The organism is Marivita sp. S0852 (genome assembly GCF_046591575.1).
Classification (GTDB): Bacteria; Pseudomonadota; Alphaproteobacteria; order Rhodobacterales; family Rhodobacteraceae; genus Marivita.
On sequence record NZ_JBIQWA010000004.1, the window covers coordinates 200,770 to 218,828 of the forward strand.

The following is an 18,059-nucleotide window of genomic DNA, read 5'->3' on the forward strand; positions in this document are numbered from 1 at the left end:
GCTCAAGCGATTTTTGCATACGTATGCAAATTGACCATGTGGAAACCGACGCTATCCGCCAACCGCGACAATCGCCTCTTCGATCAGCGTCAGGCAGTGCGGATCGGAAAAGCGGTGATCAACGCCCTTCACAAAGGTCAGATGCAGGTCGGGGCTGTCGATGTGATCCAGAAATGCCAGCGCCGTGTCGCGGGTGACGGCGGTGTCGTCCGTGCCTTGCATCAAGCGCACCGGGAACGGCATCGGCAATGGCGCACGCAACACCAGATGGTCGCGCCCGTCTTCGATCAGGCGCTTGGTTACTATGTAGGGATCGCCGTAATCCGACGGCAGCGCGACCGCACCATCGGTCATGATCGTCTCACGCTGCGCCTCGCTGAACCCGGCCCAAAAGCCGTCTTCCGTGAAATCAGGTGCTGCGGCGATGCCGACAAAGCCCTTCACGTTGGACAGGCGTTTGGTCAAGAGTGCCGCGATCCAGCCCCCCATGCTTGAGCCCACCAAAACCACCGGGCCATCCGCCACAGCGTCAATAACGGCATGCGCATCATCAGCCCAATCCCCGATGCACCCCTGCTCGAACACGCCGCCCGACACGCCGTGTCCGGAATAATCAAACCGCAGAAATGCGCGGCCAGTGTTTCGGGCCCAGTGCTCCAGATGCACCGCCTTGGTGCCTTCCATGTCCGATTTGTACCCCGACAGAAAGACGATGCACGGCCCCGTGCCATCGGTCTTTGCATAGCCCAGACGGCGGCCGTCGGGGCCTTCCAAAAATTCTGTAGTCGCCATAAACTTGCCTCTATGCCTTTTGTCGCAACGCACCCTAGCGCCTTGCTTTATCGTTGGAAATGCCCCGCAGCGCATCGCGCGACACCGCGCTGTGTCGCTGCTTTGTCGGGTAACTGTCGGGGTGGTGACGTGTTTGGCCGGGATCAGGACACATAGGTTTGTGCCTGAACAGTGGAAAGGATCAGGTCGTGATTGTCAGAAAGCTCCGCCTTGACCGTGGATTGTCACAAGAGCAACTGGCCGAAATGGCAGGGATCAGCACGCGCACTTTGCAACGGATCGAACGTGGTGCCCGCGCCAGCCCCGAAACGCTCAAGTGCATTGCCGCTGTTCTGGACACCGATTTTTCGTTGCTTCGAAAGGAACAGACCATGCCAGCCGAGCCAAACAGTCTCCCCCCATCAACCGGCTTAACCCCGGAAGAGCGGGACGCGATGGAATATGTGCGCGACATCAAGGGGTTTTACGGACATGCCGTTCAATATGCCGTTGTGATGGTGGTGTTGCTGTTGCTTAATCTTTTTACGAACCCGGATTATCTATGGGTCGTGTGGCCCGCGCTTGGGTGGGGCCTTGGAGTGGCCGTTCATGGAATGAACGTTTTCGAAGTTTTCAATGTCTTCGGCACCGAATGGGAAAAGCGCCAGATCGACAAACGACTTGGGCGCTAGGATGCGATGATCGCTTCGGGGCGCATAGCACGATGCGCCCCAACTGTTTCAGCCGCCGATATAGGCACCGGTTTTGGGGCGGTAGAATTTCTTTTGATTGTGGATGCGGCCCAACAGCTCGTTGATCCGCTTCATTGACATATCCACCCCGCGGGTGTCTTCGCAAGGACGCAGCGGGTCTTCCGCGGTCTCGATCAGATGGGTTCCGAGCGACCGCTTTGTATCGCGCAGCGCGGTTTCGATCAGATCAATGTCTTCAATCGTAAGTTCGAATGTCTTGTTGTAGCTGGCCATAGAGTGATCCTTGATGATGATGTTTCAACATGCGTTCGGAACAGTGTGCCCTATAAATTAACCCTCAAGACGCATTCGTCCAGCCCTATCTTTCGGCATAACTCATTCAAATAAAACGATTTTCAAACATACCTTTGCATACAAGCGGCGCGCATCGCACAACTGCGCGTCACAGCATCTTGACGCGCCGCAGCCCCGCTGCCAAAAGCCGCGCACGATACATAACCCGCAACCGGGCGTTCCGTGGGCGCCAAACTGACGAGGAGCTGCGCCAATGAGCCAGATTTCCCTGACCTTCCCCGATGGCAATTCACGCGACTATGATGCAGGGGTGACACCTGCGCAGGTCGCTGAGAGCATTTCCAAATCCCTGTCGAAAAAAGCCATCTCGGCCACCGTCAATGACCAGCATTGGGATCTGCAGTGGCCGATCCCGTCTGATGCGCGCATCGCGATCAATACAATGGCGGATGACACGCCTGCGCTGGAACTGATCCGGCATGACCTCGCGCATATCATGGCCCGCGCGGTGCAAGAGCTGTACCCGGACGTCAAAGTCACCATCGGCCCGGTGCGCGACAATGGTTGGTTCTACGATTTTGACCGGGAAGAACCGTTCACCCCCGAAGACCTCGGCGCGATTGAAAAGCGGATGAAAGAGATCATCAACGCCCGCGATGCCGTGCGCACCGAGCTTTGGACGCGCGACAAGGTGCGCCAGTACTACACCGACAACAACGAGCCCTATAAGCTCGAGATCCTCGACAAGATCCCCGAGGGCGAGGATATCCGCATGTATTGGCATGGCGACTGGATGGATCTTTGTCGTGGGCCGCATCTTGCCCATACTGGCCAAGTCCCCGCCGATGCGTTCAAGCTGATGAATGTCTCTGCCGCCTATTTCCTGGGCGACAACACCCGCCCGATGCTGCAACGCATCTACGGCGTGGCGTTCAAGAACCGCAACGACCTGAAACAATACCTGACCTTCCTTGAAGAAGCCGACAAGCGCGATCACCGCCGTTTGGGCAAGGAAATGAACCTGTTCCACATGCAGGAAGAAGCCCCCGGTCAGGTGTTCTGGCACCCCAATGGTTGGCAGATCTACACCCGGCTTCAGGATTACATGCGCCGCCAGCAGACCAAGGGTGGCTATGTCGAGGTCAACACGCCGCAGGTGGTGGACCGCAAATTGTGGGAAGCGTCGGGTCACTGGGAAAAATATCAGGACCATATGTTTATCGTCGAAGTGGACGAGGAACATGCCCGCGAAAAAGCGGTCAATGCGCTCAAACCGATGAATTGTCCCTGTCACGTCCAGATTTTTAACCAGGGATTAAAGTCTTATCGTGACCTTCCGTTACGTATGGCCGAATTTGGATCGTGTGCTAGATACGAACCTTCAGGTGCCTTGCATGGAATTATGCGCGTCCGCGGCTTTACGCAGGACGATGGGCACATTTTCTGTACAGAGGATCAGATCGAAGATGAAACAAAACGCTTTATCGACTTCTTATCAGACATCTACCGCGACCTTGGCTTCGAAAGCTTCAAGGTCAAATTCTCAGACCGTCCGGACATCCGGGCCGGATCGGACGAGACCTGGGACAAAGCCGAAGCCGCCCTCAAGAACGCCACGCTTGCCGCGGGTTGCGAGTTCGAGCTGAACCCCGGCGAAGGGGCGTTTTACGGTCCAAAGCTGGAGTTTGTGCTGACCGATGCCATTGGCCGGGACTGGCAGTGCGGCACGCATCAGGTGGATTTCGTTCTGCCTGAACGGCTGGACGCCATCTATATCGGCCAGGACGGCGGCAAACACCGGCCTGTGATGCTGCACCGCGCGACGCTTGGATCGTTTGAACGCTTCATCGGCATCCTGATCGAAGAACACGCGGGCAAACTGCCCTTCTGGCTCGCCCCGCGTCAGGTGGTTGTGGCCTCCATCGTGTCCGAAGCGGATGACTATGTCCACGAGGTCGTAGAGGCGCTGACCCAAGCCGGGGTGCGCGCCGAAGCCGATATTCGCAATGAAAAGATCAACTACAAGGTCCGCGAGCACAGTTTGGGAAAAGTGCCTGTCATTCTGGCCATCGGCCACCGCGAGGTCGAGGACAAGACCGTCACCGTGCGGCGACTGGGGGAAAAGCAAACCTCTGTAACATCGCTGACCGATATCGTGAGCAGCCTTGGCAAAGACGCCACGCCGCCCGATTTGTTGTAACAAAACGACACAGATCGCACCGTGTGGGGCCTCGTAATGTTACGGGGCCCCATTTTTTTGGGCGGAAATTACCGGAACAGGCGGGAATCGTCTCACCATGGCTCACTCCCACGTGATGCACATCGCCGTGAGTGGCGCGACCCGGCGTCGCAGGCCATTCTGCTGTCACCGGCGTTGCAGTCACGTCGCCATAAAACGTTCAAACATTTCACAACCAAAGGAAATATCCACATGTCCAACACAATGAAAACAGTCGCCATCGTCGGTGCCGTTGCCGCCAGCCTTGCCGCCCATACCTCTACAGCCACGGCGCAAGCCAAGGAAAAATGCTTTGGTATCTCGCTTGCCGGTCAAAACGATTGTGCCGCCGGACCGGGCACCACATGCGCCGGGTCGTCTACAGTGGATTATCAGGGCAACGCCTGGACCTTGGTCGATGCAGGCACGTGTAGCGAAATCGAACTGCCGGCCATGGCGGATGGTACGGAGCGCGTTGGCTCTCTTGAGGAACTGGAGCGTGATCGCCCCAGCTAACCCAAGCTGTGATATAAACCTGTAGGTCGGGCACTTGGCCCGGCTTGCCGATAGAAAGCCCGTGCCATGCCTGACGCCTCACATGATTTCCCCCACCTGCCCGCCGCCGCCGGCGTTGGGTACAAGGCGCAACATTTTAGCGACATTTTGAATGATCCTGCACCGGTGCAATGGCTGGAGATTCATGCCGAAAACTACATGGGCGATGGGGGCCGTCCGCTGGCGCAGCTGCGCGTTCTTGCCGAACGTTTTGCCATTTCGGTGCACGGGGTGGGTCTGTCGATCGGGGGCGAAGGCCGTCTTGACCGGGATCACCTCGCGCGGCTCGAACATCTGTGCGGCTGGCTCAACCCCGCCAGCTTTTCCGAACATCTGGCGTGGTCGACCCATGACAGCCATTTTTTGAACGATCTGCTGCCCCTGCCCTATACGTCCGCCACGTTGACCCGCGTCGCGGATCATATCGACGAGGTCCAAGAAGTGCTGGGACGCAAGATGCTGCTTGAGAATCCATCATCCTATCTGGCCTTTGACGAAAGCACCTATTCAGAGACCGATTTCCTGCGCGAACTCGTGCGCCGGACCGGGTGTGGGTTGCTTTTGGATGTGAACAACGTCTTTGTTTCGGCCACCAATCTCGACCACTCCGCTCAAAGCTATATCGACGCCTATCCACTTGATGCCGTTGAGGAGATTCATCTGGGGGGCCATGATGAAGACGCGGATGATCACGGCGCGCCGTTGCTGATAGACAGCCACGGTCACGCGATTGCAGATCCGGTCTGGGCGCTTTTGGACTATACGCTTGCGGCCTCCGGCCCCAGGCCTGTGCTGGTGGAATGGGACACGGATGTGCCGGATTGGTCTGTTCTGGCCGCAGAGGCCCGCCGCGCCGAAACTGCGTTGGGGCATGTGGTGGCATGACCGGCCAAACCGCCTTTCGCGCCGGATTGCTGAACCCGTCCCACCCCGTGCCTGACGGCCTGAGCGATGCACAAAACCGCCCCGCCAGACGCCGGTATGGGGTCTATCGCAACAATGTCACCGTCTCGTTGCGCGATGCGTTGGCCGAAGGGTTTCCGGCAATCGTCAGCTTGATTGGCCGCGAGAATTTTGACCACGTTGCACGCGCATATGTGCGTCAAGCCCCACCCACATCGCCGTTGATGATGCTGTATGGTGCGGGATTTCCCGAATTTCTAAGCAGTGTTCAGCAGTTAAAGCAGATCCCCTACCTTGCCGATGTCGCCCGCATCGATCTGGCCATGCGTCAAAGCTATCACGCAGCCGACAGCACCGGGATTGCACCCACAGCGCTGCAAGCGCTGGACGAACCAGCCCTGCTGCGTGCAACCTTTGCATTTGCGCCCGCGATGAGTCTGCTGCGTTCCGACTGGCCTGTCGGCGCGATTTGGCACTACACGCTGCGCGGCGGCGAACGCCCGGCAGGCGCGGCGCAGGACGTGTTGATTTTGCGCCCCGAATTCGACCCCGAGCCGTTTATCCTTGGCCCTGGCGCGGGTGATGTTCTGGCCGCGCTGCAGTCCGGTACGTCTTTTGGTCACGCTCTTGAAGCTGCGCCAGAGGCGTTTGACCTTGGTCGTCTTTTGGACCTTCTGCTGCGCCATCACGCCATTATTGGCCTTAATTAGAAAGCCTATCTTATGGATCGCCTCGTTTTTCTACATTCTTCTGTGTTTTCAGCCATCGAGCGGACGATGGATGATCTTGTCCCGCTTTTTGCCCGCTTTGTGTTTGCCGCCACGCTTCTTGGGTATTTCTGGGCGTCGGCCCTGACCAAGCTTGGCGATGGGATGATGGGGGTTTTCAGCCCGTCAACCGGGGCTTATGCGCAGATCTTCCCGCGACAGATGGAGGCCGTGGTTTATGACGTGTCCCAACTTGGCGTTTTCCACTGGGCGGTGGTGGTTGCGGGCACGTGGGCTGAGTTCATTTTGCCGCTGCTGATTGTCATCGGCCTTTTCACCCGGCTTGCCGCGATTGGCATGATCGGGTTCGTTGTTCTTCAAACCCTGACCGACCTTTACGGCCATGGCGGCATCGCGCATGCAGACACGTTGGGCGCATGGTTCGACCGGGTGCCGGACAGCTTGATCCTGGATCAGCGCGCTTTTTGGATGCTGATCCTTGTGACACTTGTGATCAAAGGGGCCGGGGCGCTATCGCTGGACCGCATCCTGTCGCGGCAGGTGCTGGGCGACACCGCCACGGTCTGACCCCTTGCGTCGCGCGCCCGGACCTTTATCTCAGAGGGTCAGGCACAAAGGGGCAGACATGTCAGATCGAACCATTCTACGGATCAGCGGACCAGATGCGCGGGACTTTCTGCAGGGGCTGGTGACAAATGATGTGAGCAAGCTTGACCAAGGGCTGGTCTATGCCGCGATGCTGACGCCACAGGGGAAGTACCGCGCGGATTTTTTCCTGCTGCCCATGGGGGACGCCATTGGTCTTGATATTGCGTCATCCCTCGCGCCCGGGATCAAACAGGCGCTGACGATGTACAAACTGCGCTCTGCCGTCGAGATTGAAGAGACCGACCGCCGCGTTTCGCGTGGGCTTGGCACGGCCCCCGAGGGCGCGTTTGCCGACCCGCGCGATGCGCGGCTAGGCTGGCGCGGGTATGATGGTCAGCCGGGCGACGCAAATGTCGATTGGGACGCCCTGCGCGTGGCGGCCGTCATTCCGGAAAGCGGCGTGGAACTGACGCCCGACAGCTATATCCTTGAAATGGGGTTCGAGCGTCTGAACGGCGTCGATTTCAAGAAAGGCTGTTTCGTGGGGCAGGAAGTCGTCGCGCGGATGAAGCACAAGACCGTGTTGCGCAAAGGGTTGGTGCAGGTCGCAGTTGACGGTTCGGCCCCAATTGGCAGCGAAATTCTGGCAGGTGACAAACCCGCCGGCACCCTGTTTACGCAAGCGGCTGATGCCGGGCTTGCGTATCTGCGATTTGATCGCGCCAAAGGCGACATGACCGCCGGTGACGCGCGGGTGCACTGGGATACGGACACGGCAGAGTGACCTGCGTTCCGAGAGATCGGACGACCCGTTTGCCTGTTTGATGCCCTCGCTCGGTAGGCGAGAGGGCTGGTGTTTCGAGAAGAAGCGGCGCCGCACCGTTTGGGTGACTGTTCTCTCATATATCCCCGATTCAACGGGCGACCTGTACCTGGGGGTGACCCAAGCCTGTTCAGAGACCGGTCTCTCATGGTCAGCCTTCCGGCAGATGAGAGAAATGCAAGTTTTGCGAAACCATGGATCGCCAATACCCTGCCGCGCAACGCGCACTCGGGACATTGGCAATACACGATGTTTGGTATTCGCAAACCTCGCGAGTCATGTGGTGTCGCGGCATGGGAGTGACCCTTCCCGCTCGATGCGCATCGTGGGCATGGGTATGTTCGACAGGTGGTTAACGACCCGACAATGGACCGTGCGGGGCCAAGACCTTTCGAAAGGTCTTGGCCGAGCCTGTGAAGGCTCGGGGGATGCGCTTTCGAAAGCGCATGTAAAGCCTGTTCGAACGGGCTTGCACGTCAGAGGCCAATCGTTTTGGATCTGAACACCGCCTGTGGGTCCGCGCCGATCTGTGTGTAGAACGCTGACGCCTCCCTGTTGCCCGCGTCCTGTGCAACCGTCCAGCGCGACAGACCACGCGCAGTCGCCCAGGTTTCGACCGCAGTGATCAACGCGCGCCCCAGGCCCAGCCCGCGCACCTGCGGTGCGATATACAGATGTTCGATCACCATCGCCGTCCTGTCATGGCGCAGCCCAGTCCGAGGCCGGTCTTCGGGCCGCGCGGCGACGTAGGACACAAGCCCCCAACCCGCGTCATGCGCGTAGAGCCGACCGCCCGTATCGCAGATGTCCTGCAGGACCGCCGCGTATTCTGCGTCGGTACCATCGCAATGATAGATGTCGGGCCGACGCTGCACATGATAGGCATGCAACGCACGAAACAGCGGCACAACATGCGTGATTTGCGGGCGAATGATGTCCATCAAAAAGGCCTCCAGGCGTATGCCGGAGGCCGTTTGTTCCTGTTGCGCCCCGGTCGGTTTCGGGGGATGTGCGCGCGGCTCCCGAGATCAGGCGCGTTCGGAATATTCCATAGTTTCGGTGTTCACCACGATCATTTCGTCCTGTCCCACAAATGGCGGCACCATGACTTTGACGCCGTTGTCAAGTAGCGCGGGTTTGAAGCTGTTGGCGGCTGTCTGGCCTTTGACCACCGGTTCGGTTTCCGTCACCTGACACGTCACCTTCTGCGGCAGCGTCGCGTTCAGCGCTTCGCTTTCGTAGAACTCGACCACGATCGTCATGCCGTCCTGAAGGAACGGGCGGCGTTCACCCAAAATGTCCGCCGGCAATTCGACCTGGTCGTAGGTTTCGGTATCCATGAACACCAGCATGCCGTCGCTTTCATAAAGAAACTGCATATCTTTTTGTTCCAGACGCACACGTTCGACCTTGTCGGCAGACCGAAACCGCTCGTTCAGTTTTGATCCGTTGCGCAGGTTTTTCATTTCGACCTGCGCAAACGCGCCACCCTTTCCGGGCTTGACGTGGTCGACTTTGACTGCGGCCCACAGGCCGTCATTGTGTTCCAGCACATTGCCGGGGCGAATCTCGTTACCGTTGATTTTGGGCATGGCTAAACTTTGGCAAAAGGTTGATCGTTCTGTGGCCACCCCTATATCTGGGTGATGCGAAGCTGTCCAGCCAACCAGATATCGTTTACCGCCGCGCGAGCCATGCACAAAGTGCATAAAAGGTATGCAAATCTAGGGTATCCGAATCGACTTTAATGCGCCATAAGGGGCTTCACGCCGGAAACACAAGACCCAATAATCACAGGACGTACCATGAAAGATTTCGTTGACGGTACCGCTTTCAACGCGGAGCAAGGTAATCGCGCACGCAAACTATTTGCTGCCGTGGTTCTGGCCGCGCTGGACGATGCGATTGCAGACGACAAGAAATACGGAAACGGGCCAGAGCAGATTGCACGTTGGGCGCGGTCGCGCGATGGCCGCGAGGTGCTAAGCTGCGCCGGGATCGACCCGAACGAACGTGTGGTGTCCGGGCTGATGGAATTTGTTGGAAAAGGTGTTCGTACCTCTGTTGCGCTGTCGCGCGAGGAAAGCGAACGCCGGAACGCTGCTGCTCAACAGGCCGAAGCGGCATAAAAGCCGGCCATATTGCAAAAAATGCGTCCGTTTCAGGACGCATTTTTTTTTTGCCTAATCGTAGTCAGTGATCAGCGGACGCGGTGCCGGTAACATCTATTCCAATTCCTGAGAAATCAGCATTCGGTGGATTTCCCGGCGCACCAATTTGCGCACATTCCGAGTGATCCTTTCGCCCAGCGCGCCCTGCAACTCCTGGCGGACGATATCTCCTACCAGATCGCGCAGCATCTGCTCGTCAATATCTATCGCGCTGGGTTCTGGTTGCTCTGGACTCGGCTCTGGTTCTTTTTCGACCGGATCATGCCTGCCAATCGCCTCGGGCCCGAACAAGGGCTTTCTGATATTCGGCCAGGGTGACGACGCATCTGGTTCAGCCTGCTCTTCGACTGCTGCCCTGTCATCTGCCGTGTCTGGCTGGGCGGTTGCGGACGGGTCATCGTCTTTGTGATCATCATTTTCGTGATCGTTCTGCGACCAGGCGACGGGTTCCGCGGCACCCTGCGCCGACTGTTCCATAGGTGTGTCGCGTTCTTCTTCGAATTCGCCGGTATCGCGCGCAACAAGCCGGCCCAACGCCGCAACCTTGTCCTCCAGCGTCAACAAGGGTGCGGCAGGTGTCGATGTCGCATCACCCGTTGGCGCGATGTCGCGATCCGGTGCGGGTGCAGCAGATGCAGGAGTGTCTGCCACGCTAGCCTCTGTCGGGTGTGCCGGACTGTCCGGAACATCCAACGCCTCCCAATCAACAGCGTCATCCGAGTCGTGAAATACATCGCTGTCATCCGGCGACGTCGCGGCAGCATCCTTGTCAGATGCCCCCAAAGCCGACGCGACTTCTTGTTCAATCAACCGCCCCAGCTCAAAGCGACCGCGCACAGCCTCAACCGGCGCGTCCTCTTCATCATCCGGAGCAACATGCACAAAGCGCGCGACATCAAAGTCATCCGCGTCAGGAAACGCGCGTTCAATGTCGCCATAATCGGCCAGCTTTGCTTCGCCGGGAATGTCATCAATCGGCTGATTGTCCGGCGGTGTGACCTCTTCCTCAGGCGCATCAACCCGCTCTGACAAAAACATCGGCTCCGAAGGCTTTGGCGGCTCTTCCACCCTTTGCGCCGGTGTCAGGACCAAACGATCCTGTTCCGCAGGCTTCCGAACAGGGGGTGTTGCCCGAGTTTCCTCGGCCACCAACTTGCGGATTGACGACAGAACATCTTCAATTTCCACGTTTGTCACGGGATCAGACATGGCTCACCACTGCTACCTCGGTTCCAAAGTAGCGCGACGTTCTGAATCGCACAACAGATACAAAGAAACTTAGTTTTTCCCTAGGGACTTCAGAACACGGTCAAGCTGCTGGCCCTGCTGGCTTTTCTGTATCGGGCTGTCCTTGACCAGGTTGTAATAATTTACCGGGTCGTATTGCTGGACGTTCAGGCTCAGGTCTGTCGCAGTCAGGCGACCCAATGTGGACAGAACTCTGTAGGCGGCAATATTTTCGTCAACCTGTGCCGAAATCTGCGCCGATCGGGCGTCCAGCAACTCCTGCTCGGCGTTCAGCACATCGAGCGTTGTCCGTGCGCCCAAGGCCGCTTCTTCGCGCACCCCACGAAACGCAACGGTGGCCGCGCGGACCTGCCGTTCGCTGGACACAAGACTGGCCCGTGCGATGCGCAGCTGCGCATAGGCATTGCCCACATTCTGCGCCGTTTGATCCACCACCTGAAGCAGCTGCCCACGGGTTGCATCCCGGTTTGCAATGGATTGTCGCACAAGCGATGTCAGCCGCCCACCTTGATAGATCGGACCACCGGCTTCGATTCCGATAGACCCGCCACGCGTGAACCGATCACTGTCCACCCCTTCGGTCACAGACAAACGCCCCGCAAGCCGCACCGATGGTTTCATCGCCGCTTTTGCCCGCAGGATGCTGAGCTCGGCAGCAGCAACCTGATGCTGAACGGACAGGATTTGAGGATGCTCGCGCACCGCGATGGCTTTGGCCGTGTCAACGGTATCCGGAAGCGTCGGAAGAGTCCGCGGCGTTTGCAGCGCCCCAGGCATACGCCCGACAACAGCCAGATATTCCTCGCGCGCGATGGTCAACGCACCTTGCGCCGCTGCAAGCTGGCTTCGTGCAGCCGCGAGACGGGCTTCTGCCAATGACACATCGGTGCGGGTGACCTCGCCCACTTCGAACCGCTCACGCGCCGCACGCAATTCCTGCGTGATCAGACGCACGTTGTTTTCCCGCAACGACACGTTTTCAATGGCACGGCGCACTTCCATGAAGGCTTCGACCGCAGACAGCAAGACCTGCTGTTCGACACTGACCAATTGCTGCCGGGTACTGAGCACGGATTCTTTAGCTGTCTCGATGGCCAATCGGCTGAGTCCATTGTCAAACACGGTCAATTCGGCGATCAGACTGGCGGACATGGTGTTCGACACGGTGCTGACGATCATACCACCGGTGGAACTGCTGCGGGACGTGCCGAACTGGCGGGTCGCATCCGACGCCCAGGACACAACCGGTCGCAGCGCGGCCACAGCCTGTGCAACATCTTCATCCGCAGCCCTGAGAACCGCTCGGTTCTGCTCAAGCAAACCACTGCTGTTATAAGCCCCGATCATCGCGTCGGCCAGCGTCTCGGCTTTTGCCACAGGCGCAGTCAATCCAACACCAATCGCCAGTGCAAACGCCGTTATGCTCGTCCGTATTGCCATTTCCGCTTTCCCCAAACACCTGTTGGTTTTTATCTTTTTCGAGACTGATCGCTACAATGAAAACTCGGCCTGTTTGACGAATCCCGGAATGACCGGCGCAGAGGCGTTGAAGGCAAACCGCCAGGACACCTCGTCCTCCAGCTTGTATCCGATTCGCGCAACCCCAAGCGCGCCCTCCATAAACACGCAGCCAATCCGCCCACCCTCTTTCAATTGAGACAGGATGGCCTCCGGAACGTCCGCGACACCACCCTGTATCACGATGGCATCATAAGGACCGTGATCGGACGCCCCCTGCACCAAGGGGCCTTTGTGCACGACAACATTATCCGCGTTCTGTTCGGTCAAAAGCGTTTGTGCCTCCGACGCCAGCGTCTCGTCCTCTTCCAGCGCGATCACGGCTTCAGCCATTTGGGCGATCACCGCGGACGAATATCCATAACCCGCACCAATATCGAGCACGAGCTCGTCTTTTTCGATGTTCAACGCATCCAGCAATTTTGCCAGGGTGCGCGGCTCAAGCAGCACACGGTTCGGCGCAATCTCGACATTTTCACTGACATAGGCTGCTTCAATCTGCTCGGACGGCACAAAAAGCTCGCGCGGCACGTCCAGCATGGCATCAATGATCGGAAACTTGGTGACATCGGACGGACGCACCTGGGTGTCGACCATCATCATACGTCGGGCAGCAAAGTCGCTCATATCCTAAACTCATTCGTTCAGTTGCACCCGCCAGTCTTGCCACAGCTGGCCGCCGTCAGCAATGCGCAGAACACGCGAAATACTGCCACATGGCCGACATGCGTCACCCACCGATAACCGCTTGACGCGCCCCGCGCGACATCCTAAGCAGCACATCACTCTGGCGAGTTGGCGGAGTGGTGACGCAGCGGATTGCAAATCCGTGTACACCGGTTCGATTCCGGTACTCGCCTCCAATAAGATCAAGCACTTGACGTGTTCTCACCGTCCAAAATCGCCATACACACTTGATGTACTCTTTTAGAGGTGTGTTGATGTGTTTTTGCGTGGCTGAATCACTGTGTTGGACAGAGTGTTATGGGTTACTGTGGGAACACAGTTTTCGCGACAAAGGTCTTCAACATAGTGTTTGGCACTCGAACCTAACCCCCTTGTAAAAACCAAAGCGTTGAGTCATCGAAGCTGGCAAACTGATCTAAAGCTGAGAAAGTGAAATACTTATAGGCCTCAATGACTTAAGGCACAAATCGGGTCGGAGCTGGATCTTGGAGCGTCTCCAGATAGCGGGCAATTGCGAGAAGTCCTGCAGGTGCTTTTTGACGGATGCCATTACCTGTGTCTAAACTCACGAGGTTGCCCTCAAGAAACTCATCATAGATCGGCATCTCAGTGCCTGGCAGGTAGCGCGTGGTGTAGCCATCAACGATGCTCATCACCTCAAGCACCGGCCAGACGCCATCTCTGCGCGCCGCAATCTGCGTCAGGTCAGGCGGCGCGGTCTCAAGCCCGGAGGCCAAAGGTCCATCACCCGTGCCGCTGCGTCCATGACAAGCCGCGCATTTGTCGAGATAGACTATTCGTCCACTGTTCGTGGATGTTGGAGTGCACGCTTGTAAAGCCAGCAAAGCGAGGACAGGTAGTAGGATATGCAGACGGATCATGGCTGACGTTTCCAAAAGTGGCGTCAGTACTCGGTCAGAACACTGGCGATCAGATTGTTTCTTCACACAGTGACAGATGAAGTGGGCACCGAGCAACAGACGATTTTGACGTCCTGCGGATCGCTCATACGGAGGGGTTAGACATCTATGTGATCGGTTTTTCCGCGACCAAATCAATCAGCGCGGATTGACCAGAATGGCCCCGCCCTTCCTGCACGTCACGCTCGTAGGCAGCAAGACGCAGTATGCGCCAGTCAGCAAAACTGTCGCTCAGCAACTTGGTCGTATACATATTCTCCGGGTTGGGTGGACCACCTGTACCAAGTTCTATCTGCTCAGGAGTATATCCATGAAGGACTAATCTTCCACCGGGCCGAACAGCTTGGCGAAGCGTTTCAAACTGCGCAATACGCTGTTCCGGCGGCATGAACTGAACATAGATGGCAAGGACGAGGTCAAAGGACCGAGACCAATCCCAACCATCCCAGTCGCTCACATGGGCATCTACGCGCACATCCGATTTCGCAGCCAGCTCAAGCGCCCTTCCGACAGCTGTGGGCGAAAGATCAAAGCTCGTGACCGCGAGCCCCTGCCTCGCCAGCCAAACCGAATTACGGCCCTCGCCATCTGCGACGCACAAACACGTGCGTGCGCCATCAATCATCCAAGGGTTCTCAACCAAAACTTGAGCTGGTTGCTCCCCGAAAAGGTAGTCGCCCGATTTTGCGTACCGTTCTTCCCACATTGCCTGGTTCCCTGTATTCACATGGTCGAGCTTGAGTGTTGCGTTTGTATAGAACCTTTGCGTCCTACTAAGACAACGGTCTTTATTACCAGCGCCGTCATGAGACAGGCGAATTCATCGCGCGGGCGTCCGTAAATCTGTTTCCTTTGCAAGCACGTACGTATGGCACGAAGCAACAAACCGCGTAAAACGCTCGGTTCAAATCAAAATGCGAGAGGCAATCGGCTATGGGATTCGATGGCGGCTGCGCTTGTGGGGCCCTCAGATATCAGATCACGGGCTCGCCCTTTTTGGCAGTGCATTGCCATTGTGAAAGCTGTCGCAGGGCGACCGGATCGCCGATGACCAGTTACTTTGGCGTAGGTCGGGCACAAGTGACATGGAAAGGCGCGCGCAGTTTTTACAATTCCTCACCGGGCGTCACACGCGGGTTTTGCGGTCAATGCGGCACGCCACTGCATTACATGAGCACGCGCTGGCCGGGAGAAATGCATCTACTCGCTGCAACTCTGGATGACCCAACACTGTATAAGCCAACCGCGCATGTGCATTGGGCGGAGCGTGTACCTTGGCTTATTTGGAACGATGGCTTGCCAAAACATGATGGGCGCGCACCATGACGCCAGCGTAAGCGGTGCGCCGTTCCCACACTTACGGCATTGCGCCTGATCTGCGAGTCATAGGCTTCTTTGGTTTGTGGGGAGTTTCTCGATGGGAGCTACAAGCGAGTTTTTGGCAAGTGTACCTCGTCGTGCGGATGGCAAGCGGAATTGGCCGCCTGAGTTGAAGGCGCGGATAGTGGCAGAGACGTTGATTGAACCCGTTGCGATTGATGAATATTATCCCACTTAGCACGCGCCATCTGCGCATCGGTCAGCCAGTAAAGATCGCTCGTGGCACCGCTCCTGTTTAAGAGCAGTGATTCAGATGTTCAGACCAAAATCAATGGGTCCTGACCCAAGCGTGAAAAGCGCCAGATCCTGTTCAACAAATGCGGACTTGCTCAAACTGCGATGTTCGGATGTGGAATTCTCGCCTTACAGAAATGAGCTATACATATTTGAAAATGGGTAAGTTGGTGACACTTAAGACGCAGCCTATCACGCCGATTTACGGGGCATGTGCGAGGCATCGCGGAAACATCACCTCAATACGCGGCGGTTTCTTTCGTTCCGGCTGAAAGATTTAATCCAATACCTCACATGCCCGAAACCCTTTTGCGTATTGAGGTTCGTGATGAGATTCACCAGTGGCACGCGGCCTATTGATCAAGCATCACCGATTTTCGCCCTTTTTTGAAATTTACCTTCTTTCTCAGATCGATAAGTGATTAAGCACACCGGCTGTTGGCCTGTCGCGGGTCGTCTGCGTGGGTATTTCATGGCAGCTCGGTGTCTTACAAGCTTGACACAATGCATTGCTGGGGCGAACATTTTGAAGAGTCCCGCCCACATTCTGCTGTGTGTGTATATTTAGTCGAAAGGAAGCCCATGTTTTCAAAAATCACTTTACGGATCGCGCTGGCTGCCAGTGTCGCGACCGCGCCAATCGCGGCATCGGCAAATGATGCTCTTATCGGGGGAATTGTGGGAGGTATTATCGGCGGGGCCATTTCCAGCCAACCGAAAAAACAAACGACAACCAAACGGGTTTACCGCCAAAAAGCACCTCGTAAAGCGGTGAATACGGCGCAGCGCGAGGCAAACCGTCAGACCCAGACGGCGCTGAACTATTTTGGATTCAATGCCGGCACTCCGGACGGAATTATGGGGCGAAATTCGCGGGCGGCTATTTCCGCGTTTCAAGCACATCTTGGATATGCACCAACAGGGCAGATCACGCAATTCGAGCGCGATTTTCTGATTTCATCCTACTACCGCGCGCAAGCGGGTGGTCCGGCCACCGCACAGATGGTGGCCCAGAATCCGCAGGGCGTTCGCGGGCTTTTGGTGGCGTATCGGGATGAAAAGCTGAACGGCTCGAGTGCCACGTCGTCGATCAGCGGTCATTATGGCATGCCTGCCGTTGTGGCAGCGGCCGTCAATGAAATCGCCAAAAGCTCTGATCCGTCCGCAGAACAGCTGATCCAGCGCAGCGGGTTTGTTCAATTGGCCGATATCAACGGGGACGGCCAGACAGATTACATCCTGGATACCTCGGTCACCGGATCGGCGTTTTGGTGCAATGCGCAAGCCTGCGCCGTGCGCGTATTCGCGTCCACTCCGGACGGGTATGAACGCAACGACTTCCAGGCCTTCAACGTCACGCCCGCGATGTTCTCTTGCACACGCGGCACATGCTCTAAAACCAATGATGGGACACAGCTTGCCACCGCGCAATTGATCCCGCAGCAGCCGCAGTCTGAACCGTCGCTTCCCAACACGCAAATGGCGGCAGCACAGGCCCCTGCAAATCTGGCCCCGGCTAATGTCGGCACGCCAGTCCCCACTGCACAGCCTGTCGTGCAAGGGGCCGCACCGGCACAAACCGCTCCGGCCACGGCAGCGCTTCCAAACTTCTTCGGAGGGGGCACTGCGCCGAACCAATCAATGACATCCTATTGTGCAAACGTGAATCTGATGACGAGCGCCAATGGCGGCTTTGTCACCGAAGCATCCTTCAGTGACCCGTCTTTCACCCTGGCCGAGCAAATGTGCCTGACCCGCACATCCGCTGTCGCCGCAGGCGATGCGCTCATGTCGAAGGTCAGCAATTTCAGCCCGGAACAAATAGCCGAACAATGCCGTTCATTTGGCCCGCTCATGAAAGACCACGTCGCTGCGCTGTCATTGAAACCGCGCGCGGACACAGTGGCGGGCACATCCGGGTTCATTCTTGCCAGCGGCATGTCCCCACAACAGCTTGCCGCGACTGCAAAGATCTGTCTTTCGGTCGGGTATCGCCTTGACGATATGGATGTTGCCATCGGCTCGGCCCTGTTGCTGGTGGCCTCGGGGGAACATGCCTATGGCGAGCTTTTGGGCCATCATCTGAGCCAGGGGGTCGGAGCCACAAAACGCATTGACCTTGCAGCAGAATGGTATGCGGCGACATTGACCGCGCTGGCGGATGGAGGCACCCCTGTTTTTGCCTCTGATCAACCCGAACGACTTGCGTTGCTGGAGCGCGCAACATCCGCGCTGAGCGGAGGTGCCGTCCGTCCTACAGAGTCCAACCCCAAAATTCCGGTACTCCTGCTGGAGCAATAACCGGTCT

General features: G+C 57.4%; 19 protein-coding genes and 1 tRNA gene. 11 read left to right on the forward strand and 9 right to left on the reverse strand.

Annotation, left to right across the window (positions count from 1 at the left end; all coding sequences use genetic code 11):
• Positions 1-51: 51 nt before the first annotated feature.
• Positions 52-792, reverse strand: a complete 741-nt coding sequence (locus ACG74X_RS10055) for an alpha/beta hydrolase (RefSeq protein WP_411234500.1) — start codon at positions 790-792, stop codon at positions 52-54.
• Positions 793-980: 188 nt separating this feature from the next.
• On the opposite strand from ACG74X_RS10055, the gene ACG74X_RS10060 reads away from it, so the two are divergent.
• Complete coding sequence (locus ACG74X_RS10060) at positions 981-1,463, forward strand: 2TM domain-containing protein (protein WP_411234502.1); 483 nt, start codon at positions 981-983, stop codon at positions 1,461-1,463.
• 48 nt (positions 1,464-1,511) lie between these two features.
• On the opposite strand, the gene ACG74X_RS10065 is transcribed toward ACG74X_RS10060, so the two are convergent.
• The gene (locus tag ACG74X_RS10065; protein WP_411234504.1) at positions 1,512-1,757 is read right to left on the reverse strand and encodes a hypothetical protein; all 246 of its coding nucleotides are present in this window, start codon (positions 1,755-1,757) and stop codon (positions 1,512-1,514) included.
• A gap of 274 nt (positions 1,758-2,031) precedes the next feature.
• Here ACG74X_RS10065 and thrS point away from each other — a divergent pair, with 274 nt between their 5' ends.
• The 6 genes from thrS to ACG74X_RS10095 all read left to right on the forward strand — a co-directional run bounded on the left by thrS (position 2,032) and on the right by ACG74X_RS10095 (position 7,554).
• Positions 2,032-3,978, forward strand: a complete 1,947-nt coding sequence (thrS, locus tag ACG74X_RS10070) for a threonine--tRNA ligase (RefSeq protein ID WP_411234505.1) — start codon at positions 2,032-2,034, stop codon at positions 3,976-3,978.
• A gap of 231 nt (positions 3,979-4,209) precedes the next feature.
• Positions 4,210-4,512 (forward strand): DUF2282 domain-containing protein, encoded by a 303-nt coding sequence (locus tag ACG74X_RS10075; RefSeq protein WP_411234507.1) that lies wholly within the window; start codon positions 4,210-4,212, stop codon positions 4,510-4,512.
• Between the two features lie 66 nt (positions 4,513-4,578).
• Complete coding sequence (locus ACG74X_RS10080) at positions 4,579-5,436, forward strand: DUF692 family multinuclear iron-containing protein (protein ID WP_411234509.1); 858 nt, start codon at positions 4,579-4,581, stop codon at positions 5,434-5,436.
• On the forward strand, positions 5,433-6,164 hold the full coding sequence (locus ACG74X_RS10085) for a putative DNA-binding domain-containing protein (RefSeq protein WP_411234511.1): 732 nt from the start codon (positions 5,433-5,435) through the stop codon (positions 6,162-6,164). The genes ACG74X_RS10080 and ACG74X_RS10085 overlap by 4 nt, the downstream gene beginning before the upstream one ends.
• A 66-nt stretch (positions 6,165-6,230) precedes the next feature.
• Complete coding sequence (locus ACG74X_RS10090; RefSeq protein ID WP_411234512.1) at positions 6,231-6,749, forward strand: DoxX family protein; 519 nt, start codon at positions 6,231-6,233, stop codon at positions 6,747-6,749.
• Between the two features lie 58 nt (positions 6,750-6,807).
• On the forward strand, positions 6,808-7,554 hold the full coding sequence (locus ACG74X_RS10095) for a YgfZ/GcvT domain-containing protein (RefSeq protein WP_411234514.1): 747 nt from the start codon (positions 6,808-6,810) through the stop codon (positions 7,552-7,554).
• Between the two features lie 515 nt (positions 7,555-8,069).
• Here the strand turns inward: ACG74X_RS10095 and ACG74X_RS10100 are convergent.
• Both ACG74X_RS10100 and efp read right to left on the reverse strand, forming a co-directional pair.
• On the reverse strand, positions 8,070-8,534 hold the full coding sequence (locus ACG74X_RS10100) for a GNAT family N-acetyltransferase (protein WP_411234516.1): 465 nt from the start codon (positions 8,532-8,534) through the stop codon (positions 8,070-8,072).
• An 87-nt stretch (positions 8,535-8,621) separates the two neighbouring features.
• Positions 8,622-9,185: an elongation factor P gene (gene efp, locus ACG74X_RS10105; protein ID WP_411234518.1), complete on the reverse strand. Its 564-nt coding sequence runs from the start codon at positions 9,183-9,185 to the stop codon at positions 8,622-8,624.
• A 213-nt stretch (positions 9,186-9,398) separates the two neighbouring features.
• Here efp and ACG74X_RS10110 point away from each other — a divergent pair, with 213 nt between their 5' ends.
• Positions 9,399-9,722: a DUF6280 family protein gene (locus ACG74X_RS10110; RefSeq protein ID WP_247080892.1), complete on the forward strand. Its 324-nt coding sequence runs from the start codon at positions 9,399-9,401 to the stop codon at positions 9,720-9,722.
• Positions 9,723-9,818: 96 nt separating this feature from the next.
• On the opposite strand, the gene ACG74X_RS10115 is transcribed toward ACG74X_RS10110, so the two are convergent.
• From ACG74X_RS10115 to ACG74X_RS10125, 3 genes are all read right to left on the reverse strand, one after another.
• Positions 9,819-10,973 (reverse strand): hypothetical protein, encoded by a 1,155-nt coding sequence (locus ACG74X_RS10115; RefSeq protein ID WP_411234520.1) that lies wholly within the window; start codon positions 10,971-10,973, stop codon positions 9,819-9,821.
• A 69-nt stretch (positions 10,974-11,042) separates the two neighbouring features.
• A complete protein-coding gene (locus ACG74X_RS10120) occupies positions 11,043-12,452 on the reverse strand; it encodes a TolC family outer membrane protein (RefSeq protein WP_411234522.1) in 1,410 nt (469 codons plus the stop codon).
• Positions 12,453-12,503: 51 nt separating this feature from the next.
• Positions 12,504-13,157, reverse strand: a complete 654-nt coding sequence (locus ACG74X_RS10125; RefSeq protein ID WP_411234524.1) for a protein-L-isoaspartate O-methyltransferase family protein — start codon at positions 13,155-13,157, stop codon at positions 12,504-12,506.
• Between the two features lie 162 nt (positions 13,158-13,319).
• On the opposite strand from ACG74X_RS10125, the gene ACG74X_RS10130 reads away from it, so the two are divergent.
• A tRNA-Cys gene (locus ACG74X_RS10130) sits at positions 13,320-13,393 on the forward strand.
• 279 nt (positions 13,394-13,672) lie between these two features.
• Here ACG74X_RS10130 and ACG74X_RS10135 read toward each other — a convergent pair.
• The gene (locus ACG74X_RS10135; RefSeq protein WP_411234526.1) at positions 13,673-14,098 is read right to left on the reverse strand and encodes a c-type cytochrome; all 426 of its coding nucleotides are present in this window, start codon (positions 14,096-14,098) and stop codon (positions 13,673-13,675) included.
• A gap of 145 nt (positions 14,099-14,243) precedes the next feature.
• Positions 14,244-14,843 (reverse strand): SAM-dependent methyltransferase, encoded by a 600-nt coding sequence (locus ACG74X_RS10140; RefSeq protein WP_411234527.1) that lies wholly within the window; start codon positions 14,841-14,843, stop codon positions 14,244-14,246.
• Between the two features lie 227 nt (positions 14,844-15,070).
• Here ACG74X_RS10140 and ACG74X_RS10145 point away from each other — a divergent pair, with 227 nt between their 5' ends.
• Both ACG74X_RS10145 and ACG74X_RS10150 read left to right on the forward strand, forming a co-directional pair.
• Positions 15,071-15,463 (forward strand): GFA family protein, encoded by a 393-nt coding sequence (locus ACG74X_RS10145; RefSeq protein WP_411234528.1) that lies wholly within the window; start codon positions 15,071-15,073, stop codon positions 15,461-15,463.
• Between the two features lie 870 nt (positions 15,464-16,333).
• Positions 16,334-18,052 carry a peptidoglycan-binding domain-containing protein gene (locus ACG74X_RS10150; protein WP_411234529.1) on the forward strand — a complete coding sequence of 573 codons (1,719 nt, stop codon included), beginning with the start codon at positions 16,334-16,336 and terminating at the stop codon, positions 18,050-18,052.
• Positions 18,053-18,059: the final 7 nt, after the last annotated feature.

What these genes read in the sequence shown, in the direction of transcription:
- ACG74X_RS10055 (WP_411234500.1), bottom strand. Translation starts at nt 792, where the DNA reads ATGGCGACTACAGAATTTTTGGAAGGCCCCGACGGCCGCCGTCTGGGC.
- ACG74X_RS10065 (WP_411234504.1), bottom strand. Translation starts at nt 1,757, where the DNA reads ATGGCCAGCTACAACAAGACATTCGAACTTACGATTGAAGACATTGAT.
- thrS (WP_411234505.1), top strand. Translation starts at nt 2,032, where the DNA reads ATGAGCCAGATTTCCCTGACCTTCCCCGATGGCAATTCACGCGACTAT.
- ACG74X_RS10075 (WP_411234507.1), top strand. Translation starts at nt 4,210, where the DNA reads ATGTCCAACACAATGAAAACAGTCGCCATCGTCGGTGCCGTTGCCGCC.
- ACG74X_RS10080 (WP_411234509.1), top strand. Translation starts at nt 4,579, where the DNA reads ATGCCTGACGCCTCACATGATTTCCCCCACCTGCCCGCCGCCGCCGGC.
- ACG74X_RS10085 (WP_411234511.1), top strand. Translation starts at nt 5,433, where the DNA reads ATGACCGGCCAAACCGCCTTTCGCGCCGGATTGCTGAACCCGTCCCAC.
- ACG74X_RS10090 (WP_411234512.1), top strand. Translation starts at nt 6,231, where the DNA reads ATGGATGATCTTGTCCCGCTTTTTGCCCGCTTTGTGTTTGCCGCCACG.
- ACG74X_RS10095 (WP_411234514.1), top strand. Translation starts at nt 6,808, where the DNA reads ATGTCAGATCGAACCATTCTACGGATCAGCGGACCAGATGCGCGGGAC.
- ACG74X_RS10100 (WP_411234516.1), bottom strand. Translation starts at nt 8,534, where the DNA reads ATGGACATCATTCGCCCGCAAATCACGCATGTTGTGCCGCTGTTTCGT.
- efp (WP_411234518.1), bottom strand. Translation starts at nt 9,185, where the DNA reads ATGCCCAAAATCAACGGTAACGAGATTCGCCCCGGCAATGTGCTGGAA.
- ACG74X_RS10110 (WP_247080892.1), top strand. Translation starts at nt 9,399, where the DNA reads ATGAAAGATTTCGTTGACGGTACCGCTTTCAACGCGGAGCAAGGTAAT.
- ACG74X_RS10115 (WP_411234520.1), bottom strand. Translation starts at nt 10,973, where the DNA reads ATGTCTGATCCCGTGACAAACGTGGAAATTGAAGATGTTCTGTCGTCA.
- ACG74X_RS10120 (WP_411234522.1), bottom strand. Translation starts at nt 12,452, where the DNA reads ATGGCAATACGGACGAGCATAACGGCGTTTGCACTGGCGATTGGTGTT.
- ACG74X_RS10125 (WP_411234524.1), bottom strand. Translation starts at nt 13,157, where the DNA reads ATGAGCGACTTTGCTGCCCGACGTATGATGATGGTCGACACCCAGGTG.
- ACG74X_RS10135 (WP_411234526.1), bottom strand. Translation starts at nt 14,098, where the DNA reads ATGATCCGTCTGCATATCCTACTACCTGTCCTCGCTTTGCTGGCTTTA.
- ACG74X_RS10140 (WP_411234527.1), bottom strand. Translation starts at nt 14,843, where the DNA reads ATGTGGGAAGAACGGTACGCAAAATCGGGCGACTACCTTTTCGGGGAG.
- ACG74X_RS10145 (WP_411234528.1), top strand. Translation starts at nt 15,071, where the DNA reads ATGGGATTCGATGGCGGCTGCGCTTGTGGGGCCCTCAGATATCAGATC.
- ACG74X_RS10150 (WP_411234529.1), top strand. Translation starts at nt 16,334, where the DNA reads ATGTTTTCAAAAATCACTTTACGGATCGCGCTGGCTGCCAGTGTCGCG.